Below are 25,964 nucleotides of genomic sequence, written 5' to 3'. Positions count from 1 at the left end.
GACAGAATGACGCTCTCGCTGCGGGAGGTGTTGTCGAGCCCGGCCCTGTCCCGAGCGACACCGGTCGTCCGCGCCGGCCAGGACGCGCTCGACCGGCCCGTTCGCTGGGTGCACTCCAGCGAGGTCCTGGAGATCGCCCACCTGCTGCGCGGCGGCGAATTGCTGTTGACCGGCGGCGTGGTCCTCGCCGCAGCGGACGGAGACGGCCGGCGCCGTTACGCGCGGGAGCTCGCCGCGCGCGGCATCGCCGGGCTTGCCATCGAAACCGGTGCCGAGTTGCCGGCCATACCTGAGGAACTGCTCCACGAGGCCGCCGCCTTGGGGCTGCCGGTGATCGAACTGCGCCAGGTGGTGCCGTTCGTCGGCGTCACCGAAGAGATCAACGGCATGCTGGTCAACGAATCGGTGCGCGGATTGCGGGCAGCCGATGCCCTCTCCCATCTGTTGTCCCAGGTGCTGGCGGATGGGGGCGGGCCGCGGGAACTGATGGCCGCGCTCGGCGACGCCACTGCCTGCGAGATCAGCCTGCTCGACCTGGCCGGCCGGACCCTGGGCTCGACAACCGGCCCGTCCGGGTACCGCGCCGACGCCGATGCGGCATCGGAGGTCCCGATCTCCGTGCACGGGATGAGCGTCGCCCGGCTGGTCGTGGTTCCGGACGCCGAGACCGACCCGGTCGTCGTCCGCGCGGCCCTCGAGCGGGCGCCGCAGATCCTGGCGCTGGCACTGGCCCGATCCGGTGCGGTGACCGCGGAAGACCGCGCTGTTCGCGAACTCCTGCGCTCGGTGCGCGCAGCCGATACGAGGCCGGAGCACATCGCTGTACTCGCGCATGCTGCCGGGGTTCCGGAAACATCGTGTGCGGTGGGGGTCTCGGCGACCGGCGACGGCGATCTGCCCGCGCTCGGCGCGCTCGACTCCGTCCTGCGCCAGCACGGCCGGCAGGTGCTGGCGACTGTGGAGGACGGGACGTTGTCCGGTCTCGTCGTGCTACCGACCGCGTCCGCGGAGACGCAGCGCCGGGCGCTCATCGCCGACCTGACCGGCACCGGCCGGCTCGGGCGGCTCCGGGTCGGCGTCGGCCCCTCCGCCCGTGCGGCAGCCCGATTCCCGCACACGCTCGCCGAGGCCGAGCGCAGCGTGGAAATCGCCGACGAATTACTGTGGCCGCAACGGGTTCTGGACACGGCGGCGATCGGAGTCGAGCTGCTGGCGCACCGCATCGGATCCGCGTCGGTGCTCGGCGATTTCATCGAGGACCACCTCGGCCCGGTCCTCGCGCTGGGCGCGCCGCGCGCCGCGGTCCTGCTCGAGACACTCGCGACCTACTTCGCCGCCGGCTGCCAGAAGACGGAGACCGCTCGCCGGCTCAATCTGCAGCGACAAGCGCTCTACCAGAGGTTGGCAAGGGCTTTCTCAGCTCTCGGCGGCGACCCGACCGGCACGCCGCGAGCGGTCGGGGTGCACCTCGCGGCTCGGCTCTACCTCGGCGGTCGGGCCGACACCGGCGGGCCGTCGGCCCGCCCCCGACTCTCGTTGTGACCGGCCCGGCAGAACCTGCCGGATCAAGGATCGCGGGTGCCCCGCCCGCGGTGTGCTGGTGCGCACGCGCGATCGAGGAATCGATCGACAGCCGCTGGGCGAGTTCCGGGCAGTCGTCGATGCCGTGGCTGGAGCGCACCACGTCGAACATCCGCTGAAACCTACCGTCGACAGAGAACCTGTGGCGTCGTTTCCCGACGGATCTGCCACGGCCCGAAATCTACGAGCAGGTCAGGCGATCGCGCTCAGGTCCGGAACCGCCGCGCGATCCCTTCCCGGATCAGCGCGGGAAATGAAGTCGACCGTTGTCGGGATGGCCACGGCCGTACGACCGTCCAGGGAGATTCCTCCCTCTTTACCGATCGTCGCGGTGCCCCTGCGCACGCCGTTGACATCGACGACGTAGGTGCCGGGTGCTGGCAGTTTCTCCGGGGCACAGCGACATTCAGGCTTGCCGCACACACTCGCGCGGTGGGGGCGGCCGAGAACCCGTGCTGCGCCGCGTACGTCGCCCTTGCCGAGGAGTTCCCGGACCCGTGTCGACGAGCAGCCCGGGCGCAGCTCGACCTCGTGCGCTGCGAAGCCGTGACAGGCGCCGAGGTCTTTGAGCCGCGCGATGTCTCCTGCCCCTCGGTGTCCGAAGCGAAAGCGGGCACCGACGAGGACGGCGCGCGCCGACAGGGCCTTGTCGAATACAGCCGCGGCGAAATCTTCGGGCGAGGTCTGTGCCATGACCTGGTCGAACGGGAGGACCAGGACAGCCGCACACCCCAGGTCGGTCGCCAGCGCTGCCCGGCGTTCCAGGGTCGTGAGCAGCGAGGTGTCCCGCCGCTGCCCGACGACTGATGCCGGATGCGGATCGAACGTCGTGAGGACTACCGGCAGCCCGCTCTGCCGTCCCAGGCTGACCGCCCGCTCGATCAGCCGGGCATGACCTCGGTGGACACCGTCGAACACGCCCATGGTGACGACGGTCGGGCCGCAATCTTCGGGGACGGAGTCCAGACCGATCCAGGTCGGGCTGGACTGTGCGGGACCCGGCCACGCCTCCGCGCGGGCCGGACGGCTGTCTCTTGGGCGAGCTTTGATCGGCACGGCTGCCTCCTGGGCAGATCAACGCAGCGTCGGTTCGAGGACGAGGTGGCGCAGATTCGATACGTCTCGGCGTCAGGCGGAATTGACAAGCGGCGAGGCTTCACTGCGCGGGAACTCCGCTGCCGCCGCTGCCGCCGCGCACCGCTGGTGCCCCGCATCGACAACCGACTTCGACGCGCCCGCCTCGGAAGGGCATGTTTGCACCCGCCGCGGCTCGCTCGGACCGCGCATCGCGAGACCTCCTTGTCTCCAGTGCGGCACCCGTCCCCAGATCGGCCCCTGGCGGCATCGAAACGTCCGCTGCTCTGGCGTGCCGCTTGATCGCTGAGGAGCAAACCCGGGCCGGCGAAACCTGGCCGAAATGGCCGGTGCGCTGCAGGCGAGGGCTTACTTTTCGCCTTCATTTACGCCGCTTGAAGACTCTGCGTCGACGAGCTTCGTCAAGGGAGACGTGGTGGATCTTGGAGGCAACAGCACATGACTACGACCGAGGACCGTGCCGGTGAAGCGTCGGCGCCAGCAGCGACGACGCCTTCGCCCAACGGTGTGAAGCCGCCGCCGACCGGTGCCGAGTACCTGGAGACCCTGCGAGATGGGCGCGTCTTCTACTTCGAGGGTGAGCAGGTCGATGACGTCACGACCCACCCGGCGTTCACCACGACGGCCCACTCCGTGGCCCGGATGTACGACGCGTTGCATGACCCTGCCAAGCAGGACAAGCTGACTTTCGTGACCGAGCGCGGTACGCGTTCGCACAAGTTCTACAAGATGGCGACATCCTCGGAGGACCTCTTCGAGTCGCGGGACGCCATCGCGGAGTGGGCTCGGATGAGCTACGGAAGTCTGTCTCGTGGGCCGGACTACAAGGCGGGCCTCGTCGCGGCGCTGGCCGCCGACGCGGACTTCTACGGGGATTTCGCGGGCAATGTGCGGAAGTGGTACGAGAAGACCACGGACGACGTGATGTTCGTGAACCTGAGCCTGCTCAACCCCTCTTCGGACCGGACGCGGTCGATCGCCGACCAGCGCGACACGTACATGCACGTCGTCAAGGAACGAGATGACGGAATCGTGGTCCGCGGTGCGCGGATGATCTCTACCGGAGCCGCGTTCAGCCAGGTCACCTACGTCAGCCAGTATGTCCCCGCGGCCGGGCTCGGCGTCGACGACAAGGATTTCGCACTCGGGTTCTTCGTCCCGTTCGACGCCCCGGGCGTGAAGTTGATCGGGCGCTATTCCTACGAGTACATGGCGAAGAAGATCGGAACGCCGTTCGACTACCCGCTCTCGAGCAGGTTCGACGAGTCCGACTACTCGGTGATTCTTGACGACGTGTTCATTCCATGGGAGAACGTCACGGTCTATCGCAACCCGGAGGTCGTCAACGGGTTGTTCCCGCGCGGTTTCGCCCAGCGGTTCATCTTCCACGCCTGTACGCGCACGGCGGTGAAACTCGACTTCCTGTGCGGTCTTCTGCTCAAGGTGACCGAGATGAACAAGGTGTCGGCGTTCCGGGGCGTGCAGGCGCAGATCGGCGAGGTCCTGGGGATGCGGCACAATCTCTGGGCGCTGGCGACGGCGATGGCGGCCGAGCCGAATCCGGCCGTGGGCGGCGGGCCGTACGTGCATCCGAACGTCCATTACGCGCTGCAATGGCGAAACATCTACGGCGACATGTTCTCGCGCATCCGAACGATCTTCCATAACGTGATGGCGGGCGGTTTCATTCAGATTCCTTCCTCTGCGAAGGACTTCAAGAACCCGGCTACCCGCCATTGGCTGGACAAGTACTGGAACGGGGCGGAGATCTCCGCCGAACAACGGGTCAAGCTCATCCGCCTGGTGTGGGACGAGTTCGCTACCGAGTTCGGCGGTCGAGCCGAGGTGCACGAGCGGAACTTCTCCGGGAGTTACGAGGGAAACCGCGTGGAGACGTTCCACACCGGCGAGGCGGTCGGCAGCAACGCGTACTTCCGGTCGATGGTCGACCAGTGCATGAGCGAGTACGACCTCGACGGCTGGACCGATCCGGCATGGCCGGCGTGGAAGCAGATCGGCGAGGCCTGACCGGGCTGGCGTCAACATCATGAAGATTCCCCGACTCTGGACAGGGTCAACACGAAGAAAGCGAGAACCGGCAGTGAGTATCGGCATTATCGGGACCGGCAGCATGGGCAAGGCGATCGCCGGCCTTTTCGCAGACGGCGGACACGACGTGTACGTCGCGGGTTCGGACCCTCGGAAGTCCGAGGCCGCGGCACAGGAGCTGGCTTCGCGCGGGCCGGGCAAGGTCAGTGCTGTTCCCACGGCCGAGGCCGCCGCCCGAGGAACCGACGTCGTCGTGCTCGCCACCTGGTACGCGGTGTCCGCCAGGATCGCCGTGGCGCTCAGTGACGTGCTGCGCGGCAAGATCGTCGTGGACATCTCGAATCCGTTCAATGCGACGTTCGACGGCTTGATCACCGACCACGGCAACAGCGCGGGCCTGGAGCTGCAGCGTCGTCTCGACGGATCCGCCCTGGTGAAGGCGTTCAACACGACCCTGGCGCCGACGCTGCAGGGCAAGTCGTTCAGCGGAACCGAGGTGGATGTCTTCCTCGCTTCCGACCACGACTCGGAGAAGGCCCAGGTTGCGAAGTTGATCGGTTCAGCGGGGCTGCGTCCGATCGACGCCGGTGGGCTCGGCAACGCCGGGACGCTGGAGCGGATGGCGTTGCTGCTCGTCGAGCTGCAGGGGCGCTACGGCCTCGAGTTCGCGGCCGGGATGAAGTTCCTGCCTGGGCAGTCGTTGTCCTTCCCCGCAGTGGTTGCCGCCTCCTGATCGGTCGGTATTTCGCGAAGAATGGGAGGTCCGGGACCGTCTGCGGCGGTCCCGGACCCACCCGTTTCCGGGCAGGCGCGCCTGGTTCGGCACCATAGAATGAAGCGACCGCGACGGGGTGAGCGATGACATCGAAGTCGGACCGGCGCGGCACCGTGCGCTCAGCGGACGGGGGCACTGTGCCGAGGGGCGACCTGCGCCCGTCTCAGCCGCCGAGAGTCATCCGGAGCAAGGTAACCCCGCCGATCCTGCAGGCATCGGCTGTTCGCCGCCCGCGTATCGACGAATTGCTGTTCGAGCTGCTCGACCGCAACCCGGTCGTGTGCGTGTACGCCACGGCCGGAGCGGGGAAGACCACGGCTGTTCGGCACGCTCTCGATCGCTTCGACGGCGCTGTCGCCTGGCTCTCCGTGGACGACACAGACGGCGCTCCTGGCCGGTTGCTGACCTATCTGCAAGCCGCGCTGTCGGCTGCCGAGGTCGCACCGGCGGACATCGTCGGCGCCGCTCTGCTCGCCGGGCTGACGCATCTGGAAGCGGCCGGCCTGCTCGCCGACTCGATGGCCGGCAAGCCGACCATGATCGTTCTGGACGACGTCGAACGGATCATCGACTCGGACGAAGCCTTGGCCGTGATCGGCAGATTCGCCCAGTATCTCCCGGTCGGCGCGCGCATGATTCTGCTGAGCCGCCGCGAGCTCCCGCTGCGGTCCTTCCCGGACACGATGATGCTGGGCTTGGACGAGCGCACCCTCGCGTTCACGCCGGAGGAGGCGGCGGAGGCGTTGAACCTGCTCGGCCGGGGGGAAGTCGACGTCCGTCATGCCGTCGAGGTGACCGGAGGCTGGGTCGCCGGGGTGCTCTTCGAGGCGTGGCGCTCGCAAGCGCACACGAGAGGGCTCAGCGGCGAGGCTGACCCGCTGTACGGGTACCTGTCGCTGCACATACTGGACCAGCTGACGCCGGAACAACGAGACTTCCTCGTGTGTACCTCCGTACTGCACGAGGTCACCGAGGACGCGGCGACCGCGCTCGGGTTGCATTCCGCGGCGGGACACCTGCACGCTCTGCAAAGCGCGCACCTGCCGGCCCTCTGGGAGCACGAGGACGAGGTCGTGCTGCGGTGCCACCCGCGTTTTCGTGAGTACCTCCTCAAACTGCTTGGGCGCCGCAGCAGCGTGGAGGTCCAGGAGATCTACCGGAGGCACGCGGCGATCCTCGCCGTGGCAGAGCGCCACGAAGAGGCTGCCGAGGAACTTCTCAAAGCCGGGCTGCTCGAGGAAGCGTTGACGCACGCGGAGTATGCCATCGAGGCGGTCATGGACCGGGGTGACTTTGCCGTCGCCAGGCGGTGGCTGACTCGGTTCAGCGCATTGGAGACCGAAGGGACGACCGCGCTCCCCGCAGCGGAGCTGATGATGGATCTCGTGACCGAGAACTACAGAGGCGGTCTCGCCGTGGCGGATCGTCTGGCCGCGCAGGGGCTGCGGGACGAGCTCGCCCGGTCGTCGAGCCGGATGGCCGCCGCGCTCGCATGGTGTTATTTCCACGCGGGGCGGACCAGCGACATTCAGGAGGTCCTGGAGGTCGCGAAACCGGGACCCGAAGTCGACGCAGCTCGGTACTGCATGACGATGCTCGACGAGGGGGCGGCCGGCGCGGTCGCCGGTGACCGCAACATCCCGCTGAGCGGCGGGCCTCTCGATGCGTTGATCATGCGAACGCACTATTACCGTGGCCGACTCGCACTTCTGCTCGAGGAACCTGCTTCGCCCTGGGCGGTGATCGCCGCGCGCCCTTGGCAGCTCGGCGCGCGGCTTGCGATGGGGCAGATCGGCCAGGCGGCGGCCCTGTACGAACAGGAACGTGCGTCCGGCTCGCCTGGTGGCGCCTGGCTGAACGCCGTGTTGAGCGTCCAGCTGTGCCGGGAACAAGGCCGGCGTGAGGACGCTTGGCGCCTTCTCCTGACCGGCCGCGAACAGATCCGGGCCAGCGGAAGCTTGATGCTCGAAGCCTTCAGCTACGTCATTCAGGCCGAGCTGGAGCTGCTGCTGAACAAGGATCCGGCTGCCGCTCAGTCCGTGCTGCTCGGGGTCCGACGGCATCCTGTCGGCGGCGCCTACGGCTTCATCGTGGAGCAGGCCGACACCTGGCTCGGGTTCAGCTACCTGCTGCAGGACGACGTCGCTCGAGCTGTCGTCACCCTCCGGCATGCCGTCGCGAGCATGCGGCACAGCGAACGGGTGCTGATGCTGCCGGCGGCCGCGGTGTACCTGGCCGAGGCCGAATGGCGGGCGGGGAACGAAACCGCCGCGGACGATGCGATGGACGTCGCTTTGCAGGCGGCGCGGGTGCAGGGCTCCAACCATTCGTTGCTCGGCGCGATGGCGATGTTCCCCGCGACGTTGTCGCGGCGTCTCGACGCCGAGAGGTCGTCGGAGTCGGCGTGGCATCAGCTGGGCCGCTTGTTGATCGCGCGCGACGTCGAGCTGAACTGCTATGTGGGCGCGTCGGTGGACATCGCCGAGTTCGGCGGGATCGAAATCAAGGTGGACGGCAGCGTCGTCAGGCCGCAGATCAAGAAAAGCGCCGAGCTGTTGGCGTTCCTGGCGCACCGTCCCGGCCACAGCGCGACCCGCGAACAGCTTCTCAGGGCGTTGTTCGGCGGCCGCAGCGACGAGTCGGCGACCTCCTATTTGCGGCAGGCGGTGCGCTGGCTGAGGCAGGTCCTGCCGGACGAAGACAGCGTCGTGGTGGCGGACGGCGTGGTCCGGTTGTCGTCGACGTTGCGGGTGCGGACGGAATCGGCACAGTTCAAACGCACGGTTGCCGAGGCCGCAGACCTTCCGCCGCGCTCCCGATACGAGGCTCTCAGGTCGGCACTCGCCATGACGGAAGGCGGCTTGTTCGCGGCCGGCGTCGAGAGCCCCTGGGCGGAGGAGCGACGCCGTGACCTCGATTCGGCGGTCCTCGACGTGCGATGCTCGGTCGCCGAACTCGCTCTGAACGGGGGGGACCACCAGACCGCGTCGATCGAGTCGAACCTGGTTCTGCGGGCGGACCCTTACCGCGAGTCGATGTGGCGTCTGGCCATGCGGCTGGCCGACGCCAGCGGCGATCCCGACGGCGTGCTCGCCGCGTACCGCCGTTGCGAGGACGCGATGCGCGAATTGGGAACGAGCCCGGACCATACGACGGTCTGCCTGCTGCGGGATCTGCGCCGCTGACGAGACGACACCCGGTATTTCGGGCTCCTTCACGCTCTTGCCCGATGCTGATGAAATCTCGCTGACTGAGCGGGTGCAGCATGAGGAGGCGTCATGGACGAACCGGACTTCCGCCGGGCGATTAGCCGCTTCGCCACCGGCGTCACTGTCGTCACCGCGCGAACGGGAGATCGAACATACGGAATGACGCTCAGCGCCATGACGTCGCTGAGCCTGGAACCGCCCTCGTTGCTTGTCTGCATCAATCGCAGGGTGCCGACCGAACAAGCCGTGGCCAGCAGCGGGAAGTTCGTCGTCAACGTGCTGGCCGATTACCAGGAACGTATCGCGCGGCGGTTTGCGCGTCCGGCATCGGACAAATTCGACGGGGTGGACATCGAGTTCTCGCGAACGGGGATCCCGGTGCTCAAGGGGACCGTCGCAAGTTTTGAATGCACCGTGCGGGAACGACTCGCCGGCGGTACGCACTCGATCTTCGTCGGACACGTCGATTCTGCCCGTTTCAACGACAGGCTCCCGCTCGTTTACCACGCTGCCGGGTTCGGCGATTTCAACGCGCGGACAGGACGCACAGCCGCGGAGGGACAAGTTGGATCAGACCAGTTCGCGTCATTCGGCGCCACCCCGGCCGAAGGACTCGCCGGAGTGGGAGCCTTCTTCTCGTCATGACCGCCTGCTGCGGCAGTTGCTCGATGCTGCTTCGGCCCGGCCCCCGGCGATCGATCTCAGGGACGCGGGCCTGCCCTGCGTCATGACTGGATCGAGGGAAACCGTTGGACCTCATTCACGGCCGTTGCATGACACGGAGGCAAGATAATGGTCGACCCGATTCCGGCGATCCGGGCTAATCACGTCGTCTTGTTCGTTTCCGACCTTGAGCGATCGGTGCGCTTCTGGACGGCCGCTTTTGCTATGGACGTCGTCGCGCGGGAGCCCGGCGCGAATGCCGCCTTCCTCCGTCTTCGCCGATCGGGGAACCATCACGATCTGGGACTGTTCGGCATCGGTCCGTCCGCCCTGCCGAAAGTTTCGGGATCCGTCGGGATGTACCACGTCGCGTGGCAGGTGGACGTGATCGAAGACCTCGAGGAGGCGCGGCTGGTTCTCGTCGAGCTGGACGCCTATACGGGCGAATCGAGCCACGGCGCGACCAAGAGCGTGTACGGCAGGGATCCCGATGGCAACGAATTCGAGGTGATGTGGATGATGCCGCGAGAGGAATGGGGGGCCTATGCGTGCGAGGCGCCCGTGGGCCCGCTCGATCTCAGCAGGGAGGTCGCGGTCTGGAGCGGAGTGGCGACCGCGGAGACCGTCGGAGGCGGCGTGTTCGGGGCGGCGTCGTGACTTCGGCCCCGTCGCAATACGGCGATCCGGTCGTAGCCACCAGCGGAAACGACGATGAAGAAGCCCCGCTGGTCGTTCTGCTCCACGGCCGGGGGTCGCATGAACGAGACATCATTTCGCTCGCCGACCGCCTTCCGCCCGAATTCGGCTACGCAGCCGTTCGTGCACCGATCGTGGAAGGAGGCGGCTACGCGTGGTTCGCGAACCGCGGCATCGGTCGGCCAGTCGCCGCGTCGCTGCGCTCCACTACGGACTGGTTCCGCGGCTGGCTGGACTCGGCCGTGCCGAGAGAGCGTCCGGTGGTGCTCGCGGGATTCAGTGGCGGAGCCGCGTTCGCCGGCGGCTTGATCTTGGACGAACCCGGGCGGTTCGCCGGCGCGGCGATCCTGTCGGGAACGATGCCGTTCGATGCGGGAATGCCGGCCACGCCGGCGCGCTTGGCCGGCCTCCCGGTGTTCCTCGCACTCGGCGCCCGCGACACTGTGATTCCCGCGGAGCTGCTCGCGAGGACATGGGCATATCTGACGGGGGAGTCAGGCGCGCCGACCGTCGCCCGGCGGGACGCGACCGGGCACTCGATCACCGAAGAGCAGCTCCGGAATCTCGCCGGATGGGTCCGGGAACGCTTCCTGTTCATCAAAACCAGCGGCCTGGCACCGAACCCAGCGGAGTCTCGCTCGGCGCGCTGGCCCACACTGCCGGCGGGTGCCTTGGCGGCACGAGTGGGCCGGCGACCCGAAGTGACGACCTCGATCCCTCAACAGCAGGTATCGCAGAATGCTCCGGCGACATTGCAGGAACAGCTGTTCGCGACTCTTGCCGGGCTGCCGGGGGTCACAACGCAGCAGTCTGAGGTCTCGGTGCCGGGTGCGCGCGGCTTCGTGCTCGAAGAGCGGAGAGGCCCGGAATCGGCTTTCCTCGTTCCCTCGGCTGGAGAGTTCGCGCATCTTCACCCCGCCTTCGACGGTTCGATGCATCTCGCCCTTCCATTGGTCTTGGCCGCCGATGCCGTAGCGAAGGGCTGGGCGCTGGCGCATCCCCTCGCCGGCGTGCGCCTCCCGCCAGGCATGGTCATGGTCTACGGCCCGCGTGATGGCGACGAGCTGCACACCGTCACCGAGATCGCCCGCAGCTCGTATCTGTTCGCCTCGGGCCGGCTGCGCGCGGATTTTGCGACCGATTGGCGGAAGTCCTAGTCGGCCGCTCCGTCGGCCGCCTGCGGACACTGGCCGACGCAGGTCGCAGGGCTGCACGCGGCACCGGTCGAGATCAGCTGCGCTCCGCAGCCGGCAGGCCCGTCGTAGCGATCCTCGACCACGCGCAGGTAGGCGTCGCGCGGGCGACCGGCTTCAACCGGTCGCCCGCGCGACACCGGAGGATCAGGTTGACGAACATGAGTTCGTCGGCCCTCTTCTCGTTTCGCCTCCGGACGTTGCCCGCGCACTCCCCGGAGAACACGGGTGTCTGAACCGGCCCGGCGACCGGAGCCGCCGTGCAGTCCGGCCCGTGCGCCAAGCTGTCGCTGCGCTGCAGAGCCCGTTCGGCAGAAACCGCCCGTTCCGAAGGTTCTCCAGCCGCTGCGCTCCGGCCGGCAGTTCGTCGACCGGCGCCGGTGGTCTGAGGTCCTGCGCGGGTCCCCGGCGAACAGCGTGCGTCGCCGAGTCCGCCTTCGTTCGTGCGATCGGAGCGGGCGCTAGGCCGAAGCGAGATGCTCCGTGGCGGCAGGCTGCTCGGCGTCCGGTCAGCCGGCTTTCGAGGGGTGCGCCGCGAGCGGCGTCACTTTGATTTTCATGTAGGGAAAGAGCGGCAGGCTCGAGAGCAGGGTGTGGAGCGCGTCGTTGTCTTCGACGTCGAAGATGCTGATGTTCGCGTATTCGCCGACGATTCGCCATAGTTCGGGCCATGTCCCGGTGCTCTGGATCTCTTCGGCTCGTGCTTTCTCCCGCGCGACGAGGTCGGCTCGGGTTGCCGAGTCCAGCTCGTGCGGGATCGCGACGTCCATCCGAACGTGGAACAGCATTTTTCCTCCTGGTCTGATGCGGGGGTCAGTCGCGAGTGAGTCCGCGGCGCCGGAGGGCGCGGACTGCTTCCGGGTCGACGGTGACGCCCAGGCCCGGGCCGGTGGGCACGTGCAGGTGTCCGGCGGCGAAGCGCAGAGGTTCGGCGATGATGTCTTCGGCGAACAGCAGAGGCCCGAACAGCTCGCTGCCCCAGGTGATGCCGGGCGCGGCGCAGGCCAGATGGAGCGAGGCAGCAGTGCCCAGCCCGGTTTCGATGGATGTCCCTGCGTGGCAGGGGATTCCGGCGGCGGCGCCGAGGGCGACGAGGTCACGGGCCCGGCGGAAGCCGCCGACTTTGGTGAGTTTCATCGACCACACGTCGGCTGCTCTGGTCCGGACCAGGCGCAGCGCGTCCTGGGAGGTGCGCAGGCTTTCGTCGGCCATGACGGGCACGGGGAGCGCGTGGTTAATCTCGGCGAGTGCGTCGATCTGGTCTCCGGGGACCGGCTGCTCGATCAGGTCGATGCCGGCGGCGGCCAGCCGGGGCAGGAGCCGGAGGCTGGTCGGGAGGTCCCAGCGGGCGTTGAGGTCCACGCGCAGGCTGGCGGAGGAGGACATCTTCTCGGCGATCGCGGCGATCCGGTCGATGTCGTCGGCCGGATCGAGGGCGCCCATCTTGAGCTTGAAGCTGCGGTGGTCGCCGCTGGCGAGGATCCGCTGGATCTCGTCCACGACGACGCCGGCGGGTTCGGCGCCCAGGGCCCAGGTGACCTCGATGCGGTCGCGGGCGAGACCGCCGAGGAGGGTGTGCACCGGAACGCCGAGGCTGCGTGCCCAGGCGTCGTGGAGGGCGACTTCCACTGCTGTCTTGGCGTAAAGGTTCGCGGCGACGTGGTCGGTGACGTCCCGCATCAGGTCGTCGATCCGGTCGACCGGCCGTCCGTGCAGCAGCGGCGCGATGTAGGTGTCGATGGTGACTTTCATGGACTCGACCGATTCGCCGCCCCACCACGGGCCGCCGGGCACGACGCCTTCACCCGTTCCGACGATCCCGGCTCGGGTGCGGACGAAGACCAGCAGGACCGGTTGCGCGTGGAGCGTCACCCGGGCGAACTTGTGCGGGCGGCGGAGGGGGACGTCCAGGATGACGGTTTCGATGCTTTCGACGAGAACGTCGTCATGGGTCGGGGACATGGTGCCTCTCGGGAGCCTGGGCGGAATGCAACTGCAAGGCGTGGCTGCAGGGGCGGCAGCCGCCGTCCCCGCAGCCACGTGCGCAGCGTCAGTCCTTTTCCAGTTCGAAGTCGTACGTCACGCGGCGAACACCGGTGCCGTCGTCGGCCGGCGCGATGACGAGTTCGGGTTTGGTTGCCGCGGCGACGTCGGAGTCCAGGTACTCGCCGGCTTCGAAGTACAGCTGGGTGGTGATCGTGCGGTGACCGTCGGCGCGGACCATGAGGTGGATGTGCGCCGGTCGCCACGGGTGCCAGCCCGCGCTTTCCAGCAATGCGCCGGTCGGGCCGTCGTGCGGAATCTGGTACGGCGCGGGCTGGACAGTGCGGATCGCGAACCTGCCGTCCTCGTCGGTGACGACGACGCCGCGCAGGTTTCCGTCGGGGATGTGCGGGGCGAATCCGGCGTAGTAGCCCTGATCGTCGGCGTGCCAGATGTCGACCTCGGCACCGGGCAACGGGGTGCCGTCGACGTCGCGCACCTGGCCGGACAGCACCAGCGGCGTCCCCTTTTCGTCCGGGCGCATGGGAAGCGTGCAGTCGGCGGAAAGCTTGACCTGGCCGGGCAGGTAGTAGGGTCCCTCGATCGAGCCCTTGGTGCCGTGCTGCGACCTCGACACCTGGTCCTCGACGAAGTGTTCGACGAACACGTCGAGCACCAGCGGCCATTCTCCGCCTTCGCCGACCGACATCAGCCACGCTTTGGCGGCCTGGTATTCGGGGTACGTGACGTCGTGGCGGTGCACGACGTCGTCGATGGCCTTCAGAATGTCGCCGACAATTCCGGCGACGCGCTCGGGGCTGCTTCCCGCGGTGCTGCGCCGTGTGGAGCTTTCCTTGAACGCAGCGGTCGCGCTGGCGCCGGATCCGGCCGCGGTAGGGGAGTGATGTTCATGGGTGGCAGTCATTCGGTGCTCCTGGTCGGATGATCAGCGGTCGTGAATGCGGCTCGCGTCGATAGGGCTGATGAGGTCCAGCACTTTTCACGGCCGCATCGTGCGGCAGGTCTCCACCGGTCGTGCACCCGATGCCGGTGGCGAATCGGCCGAACGCGTCTCGCATAGGTCGAGAGTCCGCACTGGACCTCTGTCGTACGCTATGCGTACGACGAATACGATGTGCGGTTCACACCGTGGGCTGCGACGGCGGGTTTGTCAAGTCAGATCCGCGCGCCAATTGCTGGGAGGATGGGCCGATGGAGCGCAAACCCGTCAACGAGCGAGACTTCGTCCAGAGCATCGAACGCGGTTTCGCCGTGCTGAACGCTTTCGACGAACAGCATCCGCGGATGGGCATGCCGGAAGTCGCGCAGCGGACAGGGCTGTCCCGTCCGGCTACCCGCCGGATTCTCCTGACGCTGCAGGAACTGGGCTACCTTGCGAATGCGGGCGGCACGTGGTTCCTCACACCGCTGGTGCTCACCCTGGCGCAACGCTATTCGGCCAGTCACAGCATGATCGAGTGGGCGCAGCCGTTGCTGCTGCGGCTGGCCGAGGAGACGCAGGAGTCTGCGTCGCTGGCGACCCTGGTCGGCACGGAAGTCGTCTACGTCGCGCGCGTCCAGGTGCGCCGCATCCTGAGCAACACCGTCGACGTCGGCAGCCGCATGCCGACGACCGCGACCTCGACCGGTCGCGTGCTGATGGCCTGGCGCGGGCCGGACTTCCTCGCCAAAGTGATCGCCGAACAGGGCATGCCGCGGCTGACCGCGCACACCGTGATCGACCCGGCGCGGCTCGCCGACATCCTGCGCGAGGTCCGACAGCAGGGGTACTGCATGGTCGAGTCCGAACTCGAAATGGGATTGCTCGCCGCTTCCGTGCCGGTGCGCGACGTCAGCGGGGAGGTCACCGCGGCCATCGCGTACTCGACGTCGCTGGGCAGATTCACCCGCGAGCACGTCGAAACCAAGGTGATTCCCCTGATGCTCGACATCGCCGGCGAGCTGTCGCGACTGCTCGGCCACGGTTCGGCGGGCAAGACGCCGCGCCCGGAACGAGACGCGTTCTACTGAGCGCTGCGACTCATCCGGCCGAGAATCGCGAGCGCGCGCTCCATCACCAGGTCGGTCTCGTCCCTCGTCGCGGCTACGAGCGGGACTGTCGGCACGTCGTCGAGCGGCAGGTGCACGACTCCCGGCACGCCGAGGAACTCGGTCGGCTCCGGCACCACCGCAACGCCGAGCCCCGCGGCCACGAAGGTCAGCAGTGTCGAGGTTTCGGCGACTTCGTGCGTGACGTGCGGGGCGAATCCGGCGTCCTCGCACAGCCGGGTCACCAGCCGGTGCATGGAGGATCCGGCGGCCCCGCTGTGCAGGACAAGGCCTTCGGCCTCGAGGTCGCCGATCGCCAGGCGCGCACGCGTGGCCAACGGGTGGTCCTGCGGCACCGCGACCAGCAACCGGTCCTCGCGCAGCACGGTTAGGCGCAGGTCCGGAGCCAGCCCCTCGGTGTGCCGCAACAGGCCCAGATCGAGTGAACCCTCGCGCAGGCCCGCGACCTGCTCCGGGGCCAGCATCTCGCCTCGGAAGCGGACCTCGACGGCTGGCAGCTCCGCTCGCAGCTCCCGGGCGAGCGCCGGCAGCAGCGAGTACGTCGCAGATCCGACACAGCCCACGGTCAACCGGCCTTCGCGGCCCTCGGCGACGCGCCTGGCCCGGGCGCGCGCCGCATCGACCGCCGCGAGCACCGCGCGAGCCTCGTCCAGATACGCATCCCCGGCCGGGGTGAGGGCGACCCGGCGGGTCGTCCGCTCCAGCAGGTCGACGCCCAGCTCGGCCTCGAGGTGCCGGATCGCTCGGGACAACGGCGGCTGCGCCATCCGCAGCCGCTCCGCGGCGCGCCCGAAGTGGCTTTCCTCGGCGACGGCGATGAAGTACCGGAGGAGGCGGAGCTCCATTAATACCTCCAGAGTTGACTTCCGAACTTAAATGATACTTCTGTTCTCTCGGTCGGGCTCTTACGCTCGCCGCGTGAGCAATGTGGTGATCTGCAATCCGGTCCGTACGCCGGTCGGCCGCTACGGGGGCGCGCTGGCCTCGCTGACCGCGACCGACCTGGCATCCGGGCTGCTGAGCGAACTCGCCGGCCGAACCGGGCTGGGCGAGGGCGACGTCGACGACGTGCTGCTCGGCCAGTGCTACCCGAGCGGCGAGTCGCCGGCCATCGGCCGGGTCGCCGCGCTCGACGCCGGTCTCGGGACTTCGGTGCCCGGGCTGCAGATCGACCGCCGCTGCGGCTCGGCGCTGCAGGCCGTGCTCTACGCGGTCGGGCAGGTGGCCTCGGGCGGTGCACGGCTCGTCGTGGCCGGCGGAGCCGAGTCGATGTCCACTGTGGAGCATTACGCCACCGGCCTGCGCGCAGGCAAGATCGCCGGAGGGATCCAGCTGCACGACCGGCTCGTACGAGCGCGGGAGACCGCGGGCGGCAAACACTTCCCGGTTCCCGGCGGGATGCTCGAGACGGCCGAGAACCTGCGCCGGCAGTACCGGATTTCCCGCCACGAGCAGGATGAACTGGCCGCAGCGTCGCACGAGCGGGCTGTCGCCGCGCACGAGACCGGGAAATTCGCCGACGAACTCGTCCCGGTGGTCGTCCCGGGAAGTCGGCGCGCGCCGGAGACCACTGTGGACCAGGACGAGCACCCGCGGCCCGGCACGACCGCGGAGCAGCTCGGCCGGCTGCGTCCGGTGCGGCTCGCTCTGGACGAGGCGGCGACAGTCACCGCGGGCAACGCCTCGGGTCAGAACGACGGTGCCGCGATGTGCATCGTGACGACCCGCGAGGAAGCGGACCGCCGCGGCCTCACCCCGGTGCTGATGCTGAAGTCGTGGGCGGTGGCCGGCGTCGGGCCGGAGGTCATGGGCATCGGCCCGGTGCCCGCCACCCGCGAGGCGCTCAAACGCGCCGGGTTGACCATGGCCGACCTCGACGTGATCGAGCTGAACGAGGCGTTCGCCGCCCAGGTGCTGGCCTGTCTGCGCGAGTGGGGCATCGACGCCGACGACAAGCGGCTCAACCCCAACGGTTCCGGCATCTCCCTCGGCCACCCGGTCGGCGCGACCGGAGCGCGGATCCTGGCGACGCTGGCGCACGAGATGACGCGTACCGGGGCACGTTACGGCCTGGAAACCATGTGCATCGGCGGTGGCCAAGGCCTCGCCGCGATCTTCGAAAGGGTTCAGCCGTGAACGAGTCCATTGTGGTCCATCATGAGGTGACCGGCCGGGAAGACGGCCCGGTCGTGGTGCTCTCGAACTCGCTCGGGACCACGATGGCGATGTGGGACGCGAATCTGGCGGAGCTCGAGAACCATTTCCGCGTCGTCCGGTACGACACCCGCGGCCACGGGGGCTCACCGGTCCCGAGCGGCCCGTACACGATCGACGACCTCGCCGACGACGTCGTCGCGCTGCTGGAGCGGCTCGGGGTGCGCAGCGCCCACGTCGTCGGCCTGTCCCTCGGAGGCATGACCGCGATGCGGCTCGCCGCGCGCCGTCCGGATCTGGTCGACCGGATGGTGCTGCTGTGCACGAGCCCCTACCTCGAACCGTCGTCGGCGTGGCGCGACCGTGCGGCGCTCGTGCGGGCGGAGGGATCCCAAGCCGTCGACGCCGCGGTCGTCGCGCGCTGGTACACCGCAGCGCATCTCGACGCCCACCCCGAGGTGAAGGCGGCGGGCGCGGCCATGGTCGCGGCGACACCGGCCGAGGGCTACGCCTCGTGCTGCGAAGCCATTGCCGCCATGGACCTCCGGCCGGATCTCGCGTCGATCACCGCGCCCACGCTGGCCATCGCGGGCGCGGAGGACCCCGCCACGCCACCGCCGCACCTGCAGCAGATCGCCGACGGCGTCGCGCAAGGCCGCCTCCTGGTGGTCGACAAATCGGCCCACCTGGCCAACGCCGAGCGACCCGAGATCGTGACGCCGGCGATCCTCGAGCATCTGGGAGCGGCGCAGTGATCCCGGACAAGGTCGTCGCCGATGCCGCCTCCGCCGTGGCGGACGTCCGGCCGGGCAGCACCGTCGCGGTCGGCGGGTTCGGCCTCGCTGGCATCCCGTGGTTCCTGATCGAGGCGCTGCTCGAGCAAGGCGCCGACGACCTCACGGTCGTGTCCAACAATTGCGGCGTGGACGGCGGCGGGCTCGGGCTGCTGCTGGAGCAGCGGCGGATCAGCCGGGTGATCGCTTCCTACGTGGGCGAGAACAAGGAATTCGCCCGCCAGTACCTCGCCGGCGAAGTCACCGTCGAGCTGACGCCCCAGGGAACGCTGGCCGAACGGCTGCGTGCCGGGGGCGCGGGGATCGGCGCGTTCTTCACCCCCACCGGCGTCGGCACCGTGGTGGCCGAAGGGGGTCTGCCCTGGCGCTACCGCCCGGACGGCTCGGTCGCGCTCGCTTCCCCGGCCAAGGAAGTGCGCACGATCGCAGGCCGGGCGATGGTTCTGGAAGAGTCGATCGTCGCCGACGTAGCGCTGGTGCGGGCCGCGGTGGCGGACCGCGCAGGGAACTGCCGATTCCATCGCTCCGCCCGCAACTTCAACCCTGCCGTGGCGACCTCGGGCCGGCTGACGATCGTGGAGGCCGAGCGGCTGGTCGAGGTCGGCGACCTCGACCCGGACGACGTCCATCTGCCCGGCGTATTCGTCCAGCGGGTCGTGCCGTTGACCCCGGACCAGGCGTCGCGCAAGGAAATCGAGAAGCGCACGATCCGCGAAAGGCGGGCATGACATGCCGTGGACCCGTGAGCAGATGGCGGCCAGGGCCGCACGCGAACTGCGCGCCGGCGAGTACGTCAACCTGGGCATCGGACTGCCGACCATGATCACCGAACACCTCGCCGCCGGCTCCGGGGTGACCGTGCACGCCGAGAACGGCATCCTCGGCGTCGGCCCCTTCCCCGACGTCGACGAGGTCGATCCGGACCTCATCAACGCGGGCAAGCAGACCGTGACCGTGACGCCCGGGGCGTCGTTCTTCGGCTCCGACGAGTCGTTCGCGATGATCCGCGGAGGCCACATCGACGTCGCCGTGCTGGGCGCGCTTCAGGTGGCCGCCAACGGCGACATCGCGAACTGGAGCGTTCCCGGCCGGATGATCAAGGGCATCGGCGGCGCGATGGACCTGGTGTCCGGCGCGTCGCGGGTGATCGCACTGATGGAGCACCGCACCCGTGACGGCGAACCGAAGCTGGTCGCCGAGTGCGCGCTGCCGCTGACCGGACGCGGCGTGGTGTCCCGGGTGATCACTGACCTGGCCGTGCTCGACATCTCCGACGGCAGCTTCGCCCTCGTCGAGTGCGCCCCCGACGTCACGCCCGAACAGGTGCGCGCCGCAACCGGCGCACCGGTCGCCGAGCGGCAGGCGGTGGCCGGATGAGCCTCGAAGAACGCGTCCGGCGGATGGAAGATCTGCACGCCCTGCAACAGCTGCGCGCCCGCTACTGCCAGTACCTCGACGACGGGCGCTGGAAGGAACTCGTGGAGCTGTTCACTCGCGACGGCGCCTTCGTCGGGCTGTCCGCGGTCCGCGGACACGCGGAACTGCTGGACTTCTTTCCCGGTCTGCAGAAGGGAAGCCTGAGTTCCTGGTGGCACTTCTCGGCCAACGAAACGCTGGAACTCGCCGGCGACACCGCGACCGGCGAAACGTGGCTGCTGCAGCCTTGCGTCGTCGACGGCCGGGCGCAGCTGGCCGCCGGCCGGTACGCCGATCGCATGGTTCGTGCCGAAAACGAGGGCTGGTTGTTCGACGAACGCAAGGTCACCTTCTTCTGGTGGTCCGACCTCGCCGAAGGCTGGGACGCCGGACGGTTCGCCTGGCCTCCCGCGCGCGTCGCGGCCGACGACCGGTATCCCCCGCGATGAGCGCGCGAACACCGGATTGCGCGCTCGTTCCGCGCTCGTGCCTGGTGGTGCCCGTGAGCGACGAACGCAAAACAGCCAAAGCCCTTGCCTCAGAAGCCGACGAAGTCGTGCTGGACCTCGAGGACGCAGTCGAGCCGGGGAGCAAGACGACCGCCCGCGAACGCGTCGCGCAGATCCTGGCCGAGGCCGCACGACCAGGCCTCGCGGTACGGGTCAACCAGGTCGGCACCGCCTGGTGCCACCTCGACGTGCTCGCCGCGGCGGCGGCCGCGACCAGACCGCTGACCCTGGTCGTGCCGAAGGTCGAGGACGCTGCCGACGTGTCCTTTGTGGATCGTCTGATCGCCGGCGCGGTCGCCGGCCGCGACGGCTGCCCGGAGATCCGGCTCGACGTGCTGATCGAATCGGCCGCAGGGCTGGAGAACGTGGACCGCATCGTGACCGCGGCCGCGCGAATCCGCGCAGTCGTCATCGGTTACGCCGATCTCGGCGCGAACCTCGGATGCGACCTCGAGGCTGCCGCACCCGGCGCGCGGAGCCTGCGCGCCCAGGTGCGGAGCCGGGTCTTGCTCGCCGCGCGCGCGGCGGGTCGCGCCGTCGTCGACGGACCGTGGTTGTCGATCGCCGCAGACGCCGAGTTCGCCGCGGACCGCCGGCAGGCCCGCGACCAAGGCTTCGACGGAAGCTGGACTATTCACCCCGCCCAGCTCGGGGTGGTCAACGACCTGTTCACGCCCGCACCGGCCGAGGTGGACTGGGCCCACGGCGTCCTCGACGCGCTCGCCGGTGCCGCGGCCCGCGGTTCGGGCGCGGTCGCGCTCGACGGGCAGATGCTCGACGCGGCCGTGGCCGTCCGGGCGAGCCGGGTGCTGGCCCGCGCTGGGGAGCGCCGGTGACCCGGACTGTTGTGCGTGCCCGGGGACCGTACTTCGACGAGCTCGAACGCGGCGAGGTGTTCGACGCCGCACCGCCGGTCACGCTCACCGCGGGCGGTGCGGCGGTGCATCAGATGATCGTCGGGGACCGGCTGCGCTACGCGACCGATCACGAGGCCGGAGCCCGCCTCACCGGGCGCGGTCCCGTCGCTCACCCCGCGTACGTCTGGGACGTCGCCATCGGCCAGTCGACCCAGGCCACGCATTTCGTCCGGGCCAACTTGTTCTACCGCGGCCTGCGCTTCCTGAGTTTCCCCGTGCTCGGCGACACCCTGCACACGCGGACCACCGTGGTGGCGCTTCGGGAGAACACGCGGCGGCCCGGCCGCGCCGCCACCGGACTGGCCGCGCTGCGGATCCAGTGCGCCGACCAGCGCGGAACGGCCGTGCTGGACTTCCACCGCTGCGCCATGCTCCCGCTGAGCCCGGACGCACCCGAAACCGGGCACCAGGACGACCTCAGCGGCATCGGGACCGACGCGCCGTCGGCCGAAGCAGCGCTGAAAACCCTTGACCTGACACAGCACCGGACCCGCACACCGCCGGAACCCGGCACTACGATCGAGGTGGTCGGCGGCGACGTGGTCAGCTCGGCGCCGGAGCTGGCGCGGCTGACGCTGAACGTCGCCCAGGTGCACCACGACGCCGGGGTCACCGGAAGACGGCTGGTCTACGGCGGGCACACCATCGGTCTTGCCGCGGCTCAGGTCGCCCGTGCCTTCCCGGACCTGGTCACCTTCCTGGGCTGGGAATCGTGCGACCACACCGGGCCGGTGCACGAAGGCGACACTCTCCGTTCGACGATCGAGCTGCTTTCCGCTCGTCCCGGGCCGTCCGGCAGCGTCGTCGCCGAGCTGCGGGTTCGCGTCACCGCCGAAGCAGGGAACGACGCTCCGCGGGACGTGCTGGACTGGCTCTGCGAGGTGCTCACGTGACCGCGCCACTGGCCGGGCTGCGCGTCGTCGAGGCCACCAGCTTCGTAGCCGGGCCGCTCGCCGGGATGACCTTGGCGCAGCTCGGCGCCACGGTGCTGCGGATCGACCCGGTCGAGGGCGCGGTCGACGGCGGCCGCTGGCCGCTGGACCGCGCCGGGCGAAGCCTGTTCTGGGCCGGCCTCAACAAAGGCGTCCGCTCCGTCGCGCTCGATCTGCGCATTCCGGAAGGCCAGGAACTGGCGACCGCGCTGGTGACCGCGCCCGGCGACGACGCGGGACTGTTCGTCGACAACACGATCGGCCGCCTGTATTTCGACCACGACCGCCTGCGGGCCCGCCGCGAGGACCTGGTGCACGTCCACATCCAGGGCTACGCCGACGGCCGCGCGGCGATGGACTACGCGGTGAACCCGCGCTACGGCGTGCCGATGCTGACCCGCCACACCGATCTCGACCGGCCGACCAACCACGTCCTGCCTGCCTGGGACATCGCCACCGGGCTGCTCGCGGTGTCCGGACTGCTCGCCGGGCTGCGCCGGCGCGCGCTCGACGGTCAGGGTTCGCGGATCGACCTCGCGCTCGCCGACGTCGCGGCGGCGCACGTGGCGCATCTGGGCTGGCTGGCCGAAGCGGAGGAGAACGGCCGCGACCGGCCGCGGCTGGGCAACCACATGTACGGGGCGTTCGGGGTCGACTTCGCCTGTGCCGACGGGCGGCGGGTGATCGCCGTCGCGATCACCCGCCAGCAGTGGCGGGATCTGGTCCGGGTCACCGGGACCGAGAAGGTCTTCGCCGCGCTCGAAACCGCACACGAGGTCGACCTCGACGAGGAAGGGGCGCGCTTCGAGCACCGGGCGCTGATCGAAGCGGTCCTCGCGCCCTGGTTCGCCGCCCGCACGGCGGCGGATGTGCTCGACGCCGCGAAGGGCACCCGGGTGATGGTCGGCGAGTTCCGCACGCCGTCGGAAGTCGTGGCGGCCTACCGCCGCGGCGAGGAATCGGCGGTGCTGGTCGACGTCGCCGCGGAAGGGCGGCCGCCGATGCTGACGGCGACGTCGCCGCTGCGCTGGGACGAGCACTACCTCGAGACGTCGGGCGCCCGCCCGTTCGGCTCGGACACGCACTGGGCGTTGAGCGAGATCCTCGGCCTGTCCGACCGGGAAATCGGTTCGCTGGCCGATCGCAAAATTGCCGGGCCGCGCTCGGTGCCTGGCCGCCGGTAGCCCGCTCCTTTTCCCAGCCCGAGAACCACGTTCGCACCCCGTTCGAATCCAGAAGGAGTGACATCGATGTCGCACAACCCGGTCCCCGCAGGCGGCCCGCGCACGCTGGCCAGAGTCGCCGGCGCAGCTCTCATCGGATCCGCGCTGGAGTGGTACGACTATTTCCTGTACGGCACCGCTGCCGCGCTGGTCTTCAACAAGGTTTTCTTTCCGGAGCAGAGCGCGACGACGGCGTTGCTGCTGTCATTCGCCACCTTCGGCGTCGGGTTCGTCGCCCGGCCGGTCGGCGCCGCGATCTTCGGGCACATCGGCGACAGACTGGGCCGCAAGCCCGCGCTCGTCGCGACCCTGTTGCTGATGGGGGCTTCCACGACGCTGATGGCTGTAATCCCGTCGTACGGATCCATCGGCATCGCCGCGCCGGTGATGCTCGTCGTGCTGCGGCTGTTGCAGGGCGCGGGGTCGGGCGCGGAATACAGCGGTGCCGCGATCTTCGCCGTCGAATACGCGCCCGCACACCGCCGCGGGCTGTACGGCGCTCTCGGCGCCAGCGGCTCCTATGCCGGGATGGCGCTGTCGTCGGCGGCGGTTTTCCTGTCCACGTCGCTGACCACCGACGAGCAGTTCCTCTCCTGGGGCTGGCGGTTGCCGTTCCTCGCCAGCGTGGTGCTCGTCGGGCTCGGCATGTGGCTGCGGCTGCGGCTGGACGAAACCCCGGCCTTCGAGGAGAACCAGCGGGAAGCCGCACCGGCCGAGGAAAGCGGCGTTCCGATCTTCACCTTGCTGCGCACGCAGTGGAAGAACGTGTTGCTGGTCGTGGGCGTGGTTGCCGCGCCGCTGGCGCTGAGCTACGTGTACCAGGTTTACGCGCTGGCTTTCCTGAAGCAGTCGGGTCACTCGGCCTCGGTCGGCACCGCCAGTCTGGTCGTCGCCGGCGTGACCGTGATGGTCACCGCGCCACTGGCCGGGCTCGCCTCCGACAAGTGGGGCCGGCGCCCGGTGCTGATCGGCGGCGCAGTCTTCGCAGCGGCCTATGCGTTCCCGTTCTTCTGGCTCGCCGGAAGCCACAACACCTTTCTCGCGATCGTCGCGGTCGCCATAGCCCAGGGCGGCAGCGTCGGCATCATGTTCGGTGTCCAGGGCGTGATCCTCGCCGAGCTGTTCGCGACGAAAACCCGCTACAGCGGGGCGGCCGTCAGCCGCGAGATCGGCGCAGTCCTTTTCGGCGGGCTGGCCCCGCTCATCTCGGTCAGCCTCGCCGCGGCCGGCGGCGGTGCGCCGTGGCCGGTGGGTCTCTACGTCCTCGGCTTGTGCGCGATCACCGCCGTCGCTGGGCTCTTCGCCCCGGAAACCGCCCGCACGACCCTCGATTCCCTCGACGACGTCGTCGAGGGAGGCCACTCCGAAAGCAAGGTGGACGCCTGATGACACACCGCCCTGTCCCGCGGCCCGGCACGCCGCGATATCTCACCGAAGACCGGCGCGACGTCCAGCAGCTGGCCCGTCAGTTCGCCCGCGAACGGGTCCGGCCGCTGGCCGACGAGCTCGACTCCCGGCAGGGTGCGATCCCCGACAGCCTGCGCGACGAAATGGCCGAACTCGGCTTCTTCGGCCTGATGATCCCCGAGGAATACGGCGGCCTCGGGCTCGGCGTCTTCGAGTACTGCCTGGTCGCCGAGGAGCTGGCACGCGGCTGGCTCAGCGTCGCCAGCCTGCTTGCCCGAGGCAACGGAATGGGCGGAGAGTTCACCGAGGAACAGCGCAAGGAACTGTTGCCGCGCATGGCTGCGGGGGAGTACCTCGGCGCCTTCGCGCTGTCGGAGGCCGAGGCAGGCTCGGACGTCGCGAACCTCTCCTGCCGCGCCCGCCGCGACGGCGACGAGTGGGTCGTGCACGGCACGAAAATGTGGTGCACGTACGCGGATCAAGCCGACTACCTCGTCCTGTTCGCGCGGACGTCGGACAAGGACCCGGCCAAGCCGCACCGGGGGATCAGCGCCTTCCTGGTCGACAAGCCCCGGGGCTCCTTCCCCGCGGGTATGAGCGGTACGAAGATCCGCAAGATCGGCTACTTCGGCTGGTCGACCTGGGACCTGGCGTTCGACGGCCTTCGGCTGCCCGCTTCGGCGATGCTCGGCGAGGAGGGGCGCGGCTTCTATCTCGCGCTGAGCGGTCTCGAGGTCGGTCGCGCGCACACCGCGGCGCGCGCCATCGGGCTCGCCCAGGCCGCGTTCGACGACGCGGTCGAGTACGCACGCACCCGGCAGCAGTTCGGCGGACCGCTCACCCAGTTCCAGGACCTCCGGTTCAAGCTCGCCCGCATGGCCGCCGACATCGAAGCGGCTCGCCAGCTGATGTACCACGTGGCCACGGAAATCGACTCTGGCCGCCGCTGCGACCGCGAGGCCGCAATGGCCAAGTACTTCGCCAGCGAAATGGCCGAGCGGGTGACCAGCGAAGCCATGCAGATCCACGGAGGTGCCGGGTACACCACGGACTTTGCCGTGGAACGGCACTGGCGAGACGCCCGGCTGACTCGGATTTTCGAAGGTGCCAACGAAATCCAGCTCCGCGTGATCTCCGACGACATCCTCGGCCCCGCGAGATGACACGAGCCGCAGCTCGGACCGTATGTCGATGGCGGCTGGCGCTGTGCCGAGGTCGATGCTGGGTGTGGAGTACTCGCTGATGCCCGCCACCTGCACGGCTGCGCGCTGATGCATGTCAGGACGGCAGCCCGGCGA

24 protein-coding genes are annotated in these 25,964 nt (G+C 69.2%); 19 read left to right on the top strand and 5 right to left on the bottom strand.

Annotated features, from left to right (window positions below):
- Window positions 1-6 precede the first annotated feature (6 nt).
- On the top strand, window positions 7-1,542 hold the full coding sequence (locus tag H5411_RS28115; protein ID WP_134667185.1) for a PucR family transcriptional regulator: 1,536 nt from the start codon (window positions 7-9) through the stop codon (window positions 1,540-1,542).
- Window positions 1,539-1,700 carry a hypothetical protein gene (locus H5411_RS28110; RefSeq protein WP_167756592.1) on the top strand — a complete coding sequence of 54 codons (162 nt, stop codon included), beginning with the start codon at window positions 1,539-1,541 and terminating at the stop codon, window positions 1,698-1,700. The genes H5411_RS28115 and H5411_RS28110 overlap by 4 nt, the downstream gene beginning before the upstream one ends.
- A gap of 73 nt (window positions 1,701-1,773) precedes the next feature.
- On the opposite strand, the gene H5411_RS28105 is transcribed toward H5411_RS28110, so the two are convergent.
- The gene (locus H5411_RS28105) at window positions 1,774-2,547 is read right to left on the bottom strand and encodes an adenylyltransferase/cytidyltransferase family protein (protein ID WP_281377400.1); all 774 of its coding nucleotides are present in this window, start codon (window positions 2,545-2,547) and stop codon (window positions 1,774-1,776) included.
- 567 nt (window positions 2,548-3,114) lie between these two features.
- Here H5411_RS28105 and H5411_RS28100 point away from each other — a divergent pair.
- The 6 genes from H5411_RS28100 (at window position 3,115) to H5411_RS28075 (ending at window position 11,225) form a co-directional block, all read left to right on the top strand.
- The gene (locus H5411_RS28100; RefSeq protein WP_183125560.1) at window positions 3,115-4,704 is read left to right on the top strand and encodes a 4-hydroxyphenylacetate 3-hydroxylase family protein; all 1,590 of its coding nucleotides are present in this window, start codon (window positions 3,115-3,117) and stop codon (window positions 4,702-4,704) included.
- A gap of 73 nt (window positions 4,705-4,777) precedes the next feature.
- Window positions 4,778-5,458: an NADPH-dependent F420 reductase gene (locus H5411_RS28095; RefSeq protein ID WP_183125559.1), complete on the top strand. Its 681-nt coding sequence runs from the start codon at window positions 4,778-4,780 to the stop codon at window positions 5,456-5,458.
- Between the two features lie 125 nt (window positions 5,459-5,583).
- Window positions 5,584-8,685, top strand: coding sequence for a BTAD domain-containing putative transcriptional regulator (locus H5411_RS28090; protein ID WP_183125558.1), 3,102 nt, complete (start codon window positions 5,584-5,586; stop codon window positions 8,683-8,685).
- A 93-nt stretch (window positions 8,686-8,778) separates the two neighbouring features.
- Complete coding sequence (locus H5411_RS28085) at window positions 8,779-9,354, top strand: flavin reductase family protein (RefSeq protein WP_183125557.1); 576 nt, start codon at window positions 8,779-8,781, stop codon at window positions 9,352-9,354.
- Window positions 9,355-9,501: 147 nt separating this feature from the next.
- Window positions 9,502-10,029 (top strand): VOC family protein, encoded by a 528-nt coding sequence (locus H5411_RS28080; RefSeq protein ID WP_183125556.1) that lies wholly within the window; start codon window positions 9,502-9,504, stop codon window positions 10,027-10,029.
- Entirely contained in the window at window positions 9,921-11,225 is a 1,305-nt protein-coding gene (locus H5411_RS28075; protein WP_312878640.1) for a luciferase domain-containing protein, read from the top strand. The genes H5411_RS28080 and H5411_RS28075 overlap by 109 nt, the downstream gene beginning before the upstream one ends.
- Before the next feature lie 545 nt (window positions 11,226-11,770).
- On the opposite strand, the gene catC is transcribed toward H5411_RS28075, so the two are convergent.
- The 3 genes from catC to catA all read right to left on the bottom strand — a co-directional run bounded on the left by catC (window position 11,771) and on the right by catA (window position 14,169).
- The gene (catC, locus tag H5411_RS28070) at window positions 11,771-12,049 is read right to left on the bottom strand and encodes a muconolactone Delta-isomerase (RefSeq protein ID WP_101438479.1); all 279 of its coding nucleotides are present in this window, start codon (window positions 12,047-12,049) and stop codon (window positions 11,771-11,773) included.
- Between the two features lie 25 nt (window positions 12,050-12,074).
- Complete coding sequence (locus H5411_RS28065) at window positions 12,075-13,223, bottom strand: muconate/chloromuconate family cycloisomerase (RefSeq protein ID WP_183125555.1); 1,149 nt, start codon at window positions 13,221-13,223, stop codon at window positions 12,075-12,077.
- An 88-nt stretch (window positions 13,224-13,311) separates the two neighbouring features.
- Window positions 13,312-14,169, bottom strand: a complete 858-nt coding sequence (gene catA / locus H5411_RS28060) for a catechol 1,2-dioxygenase (protein WP_183125554.1) — start codon at window positions 14,167-14,169, stop codon at window positions 13,312-13,314.
- A 287-nt stretch (window positions 14,170-14,456) separates the two neighbouring features.
- On the opposite strand from catA, the gene H5411_RS28055 reads away from it, so the two are divergent.
- Window positions 14,457-15,275 (top strand): IclR family transcriptional regulator domain-containing protein, encoded by an 819-nt coding sequence (locus tag H5411_RS28055; RefSeq protein ID WP_183125553.1) that lies wholly within the window; start codon window positions 14,457-14,459, stop codon window positions 15,273-15,275.
- On the opposite strand, the gene H5411_RS28050 is transcribed toward H5411_RS28055, so the two are convergent.
- Entirely contained in the window at window positions 15,269-16,159 is an 891-nt protein-coding gene (locus H5411_RS28050; protein ID WP_183125552.1) for a LysR substrate-binding domain-containing protein, read from the bottom strand. The two genes, H5411_RS28055 and H5411_RS28050, sit on opposite strands and share 7 nt — an antisense overlap.
- Before the next feature lie 73 nt (window positions 16,160-16,232).
- Between H5411_RS28050 and H5411_RS28045 the strand changes: the two genes are divergently transcribed.
- The 10 genes from H5411_RS28045 (at window position 16,233) to H5411_RS28000 (ending at window position 25,829) form a co-directional block, all read left to right on the top strand.
- A complete protein-coding gene (locus H5411_RS28045) occupies window positions 16,233-17,450 on the top strand; it encodes an acetyl-CoA C-acetyltransferase (protein ID WP_312878635.1) in 1,218 nt (405 codons plus the stop codon).
- A complete protein-coding gene (gene pcaD, locus H5411_RS28040; RefSeq protein WP_312878634.1) occupies window positions 17,447-18,223 on the top strand; it encodes a 3-oxoadipate enol-lactonase in 777 nt (258 codons plus the stop codon). The genes H5411_RS28045 and pcaD overlap by 4 nt, the downstream gene beginning before the upstream one ends.
- Window positions 18,223-18,990 carry a CoA transferase subunit A gene (locus tag H5411_RS28035; protein WP_312878639.1) on the top strand — a complete coding sequence of 256 codons (768 nt, stop codon included), beginning with the start codon at window positions 18,223-18,225 and terminating at the stop codon, window positions 18,988-18,990. The genes pcaD and H5411_RS28035 overlap by 1 nt, the downstream gene beginning before the upstream one ends.
- A 1-nt stretch (window position 18,991) precedes the next feature.
- Entirely contained in the window at window positions 18,992-19,639 is a 648-nt protein-coding gene (locus tag H5411_RS28030; protein ID WP_183125548.1) for a 3-oxoacid CoA-transferase subunit B, read from the top strand.
- Entirely contained in the window at window positions 19,636-20,127 is a 492-nt protein-coding gene (locus tag H5411_RS28025) for a nuclear transport factor 2 family protein (protein ID WP_183125547.1), read from the top strand. Before H5411_RS28030 ends, H5411_RS28025 begins: the two co-directional genes overlap by 4 nt.
- The gene (locus H5411_RS28020; protein WP_183125546.1) at window positions 20,124-21,023 is read left to right on the top strand and encodes an HpcH/HpaI aldolase/citrate lyase family protein; all 900 of its coding nucleotides are present in this window, start codon (window positions 20,124-20,126) and stop codon (window positions 21,021-21,023) included. Before H5411_RS28025 ends, H5411_RS28020 begins: the two co-directional genes overlap by 4 nt.
- On the top strand, window positions 21,020-21,997 hold the full coding sequence (locus tag H5411_RS28015) for a MaoC family dehydratase (RefSeq protein ID WP_220817571.1): 978 nt from the start codon (window positions 21,020-21,022) through the stop codon (window positions 21,995-21,997). The genes H5411_RS28020 and H5411_RS28015 overlap by 4 nt, the downstream gene beginning before the upstream one ends.
- A complete protein-coding gene (locus H5411_RS28010) occupies window positions 21,994-23,220 on the top strand; it encodes a CoA transferase (RefSeq protein ID WP_183125545.1) in 1,227 nt (408 codons plus the stop codon). The genes H5411_RS28015 and H5411_RS28010 overlap by 4 nt, the downstream gene beginning before the upstream one ends.
- Window positions 23,221-23,286: 66 nt before the next feature.
- On the top strand, window positions 23,287-24,645 hold the full coding sequence (locus H5411_RS28005; protein ID WP_183125544.1) for an MFS transporter: 1,359 nt from the start codon (window positions 23,287-23,289) through the stop codon (window positions 24,643-24,645).
- On the top strand, window positions 24,645-25,829 hold the full coding sequence (locus tag H5411_RS28000) for an acyl-CoA dehydrogenase family protein (RefSeq protein WP_183125543.1): 1,185 nt from the start codon (window positions 24,645-24,647) through the stop codon (window positions 25,827-25,829). The genes H5411_RS28005 and H5411_RS28000 overlap by 1 nt, the downstream gene beginning before the upstream one ends.
- Window positions 25,830-25,964 lie beyond the last annotated feature (135 nt).

This window comes from Amycolatopsis echigonensis (genome assembly GCF_014174495.1).
GTDB classification, from domain to species: domain Bacteria; phylum Actinomycetota; class Actinomycetes; order Mycobacteriales; family Pseudonocardiaceae; genus Amycolatopsis; species Amycolatopsis echigonensis.
This window is presented reverse-complemented; position numbering and strand designations above follow the sequence as displayed.

What these genes read in the sequence shown, in the direction of transcription:
- H5411_RS28115 (WP_134667185.1), top strand. Translation starts at nt 7, where the DNA reads ATGACGCTCTCGCTGCGGGAGGTGTTGTCGAGCCCGGCCCTGTCCCGA.
- H5411_RS28100 (WP_183125560.1), top strand. Translation starts at nt 3,115, where the DNA reads ATGACTACGACCGAGGACCGTGCCGGTGAAGCGTCGGCGCCAGCAGCG.
- H5411_RS28090 (WP_183125558.1), top strand. Translation starts at nt 5,584, where the DNA reads ATGACATCGAAGTCGGACCGGCGCGGCACCGTGCGCTCAGCGGACGGG.
- H5411_RS28085 (WP_183125557.1), top strand. Translation starts at nt 8,779, where the DNA reads ATGGACGAACCGGACTTCCGCCGGGCGATTAGCCGCTTCGCCACCGGC.
- H5411_RS28080 (WP_183125556.1), top strand. Translation starts at nt 9,502, where the DNA reads ATGGTCGACCCGATTCCGGCGATCCGGGCTAATCACGTCGTCTTGTTC.
- catC (WP_101438479.1), bottom strand. Translation starts at nt 12,049, where the DNA reads ATGCTGTTCCACGTTCGGATGGACGTCGCGATCCCGCACGAGCTGGAC.
- H5411_RS28065 (WP_183125555.1), bottom strand. Translation starts at nt 13,223, where the DNA reads ATGTCCCCGACCCATGACGACGTTCTCGTCGAAAGCATCGAAACCGTC.
- catA (WP_183125554.1), bottom strand. Translation starts at nt 14,169, where the DNA reads ATGACTGCCACCCATGAACATCACTCCCCTACCGCGGCCGGATCCGGC.
- H5411_RS28055 (WP_183125553.1), top strand. Translation starts at nt 14,457, where the DNA reads ATGGAGCGCAAACCCGTCAACGAGCGAGACTTCGTCCAGAGCATCGAA.
- H5411_RS28050 (WP_183125552.1), bottom strand. Translation starts at nt 16,159, where the DNA reads ATGGAGCTCCGCCTCCTCCGGTACTTCATCGCCGTCGCCGAGGAAAGC.
- H5411_RS28030 (WP_183125548.1), top strand. Translation starts at nt 18,992, where the DNA reads ATGCCGTGGACCCGTGAGCAGATGGCGGCCAGGGCCGCACGCGAACTG.
- H5411_RS28025 (WP_183125547.1), top strand. Translation starts at nt 19,636, where the DNA reads ATGAGCCTCGAAGAACGCGTCCGGCGGATGGAAGATCTGCACGCCCTG.
- H5411_RS28020 (WP_183125546.1), top strand. Translation starts at nt 20,124, where the DNA reads ATGAGCGCGCGAACACCGGATTGCGCGCTCGTTCCGCGCTCGTGCCTG.
- H5411_RS28005 (WP_183125544.1), top strand. Translation starts at nt 23,287, where the DNA reads ATGTCGCACAACCCGGTCCCCGCAGGCGGCCCGCGCACGCTGGCCAGA.
- H5411_RS28000 (WP_183125543.1), top strand. Translation starts at nt 24,645, where the DNA reads ATGACACACCGCCCTGTCCCGCGGCCCGGCACGCCGCGATATCTCACC.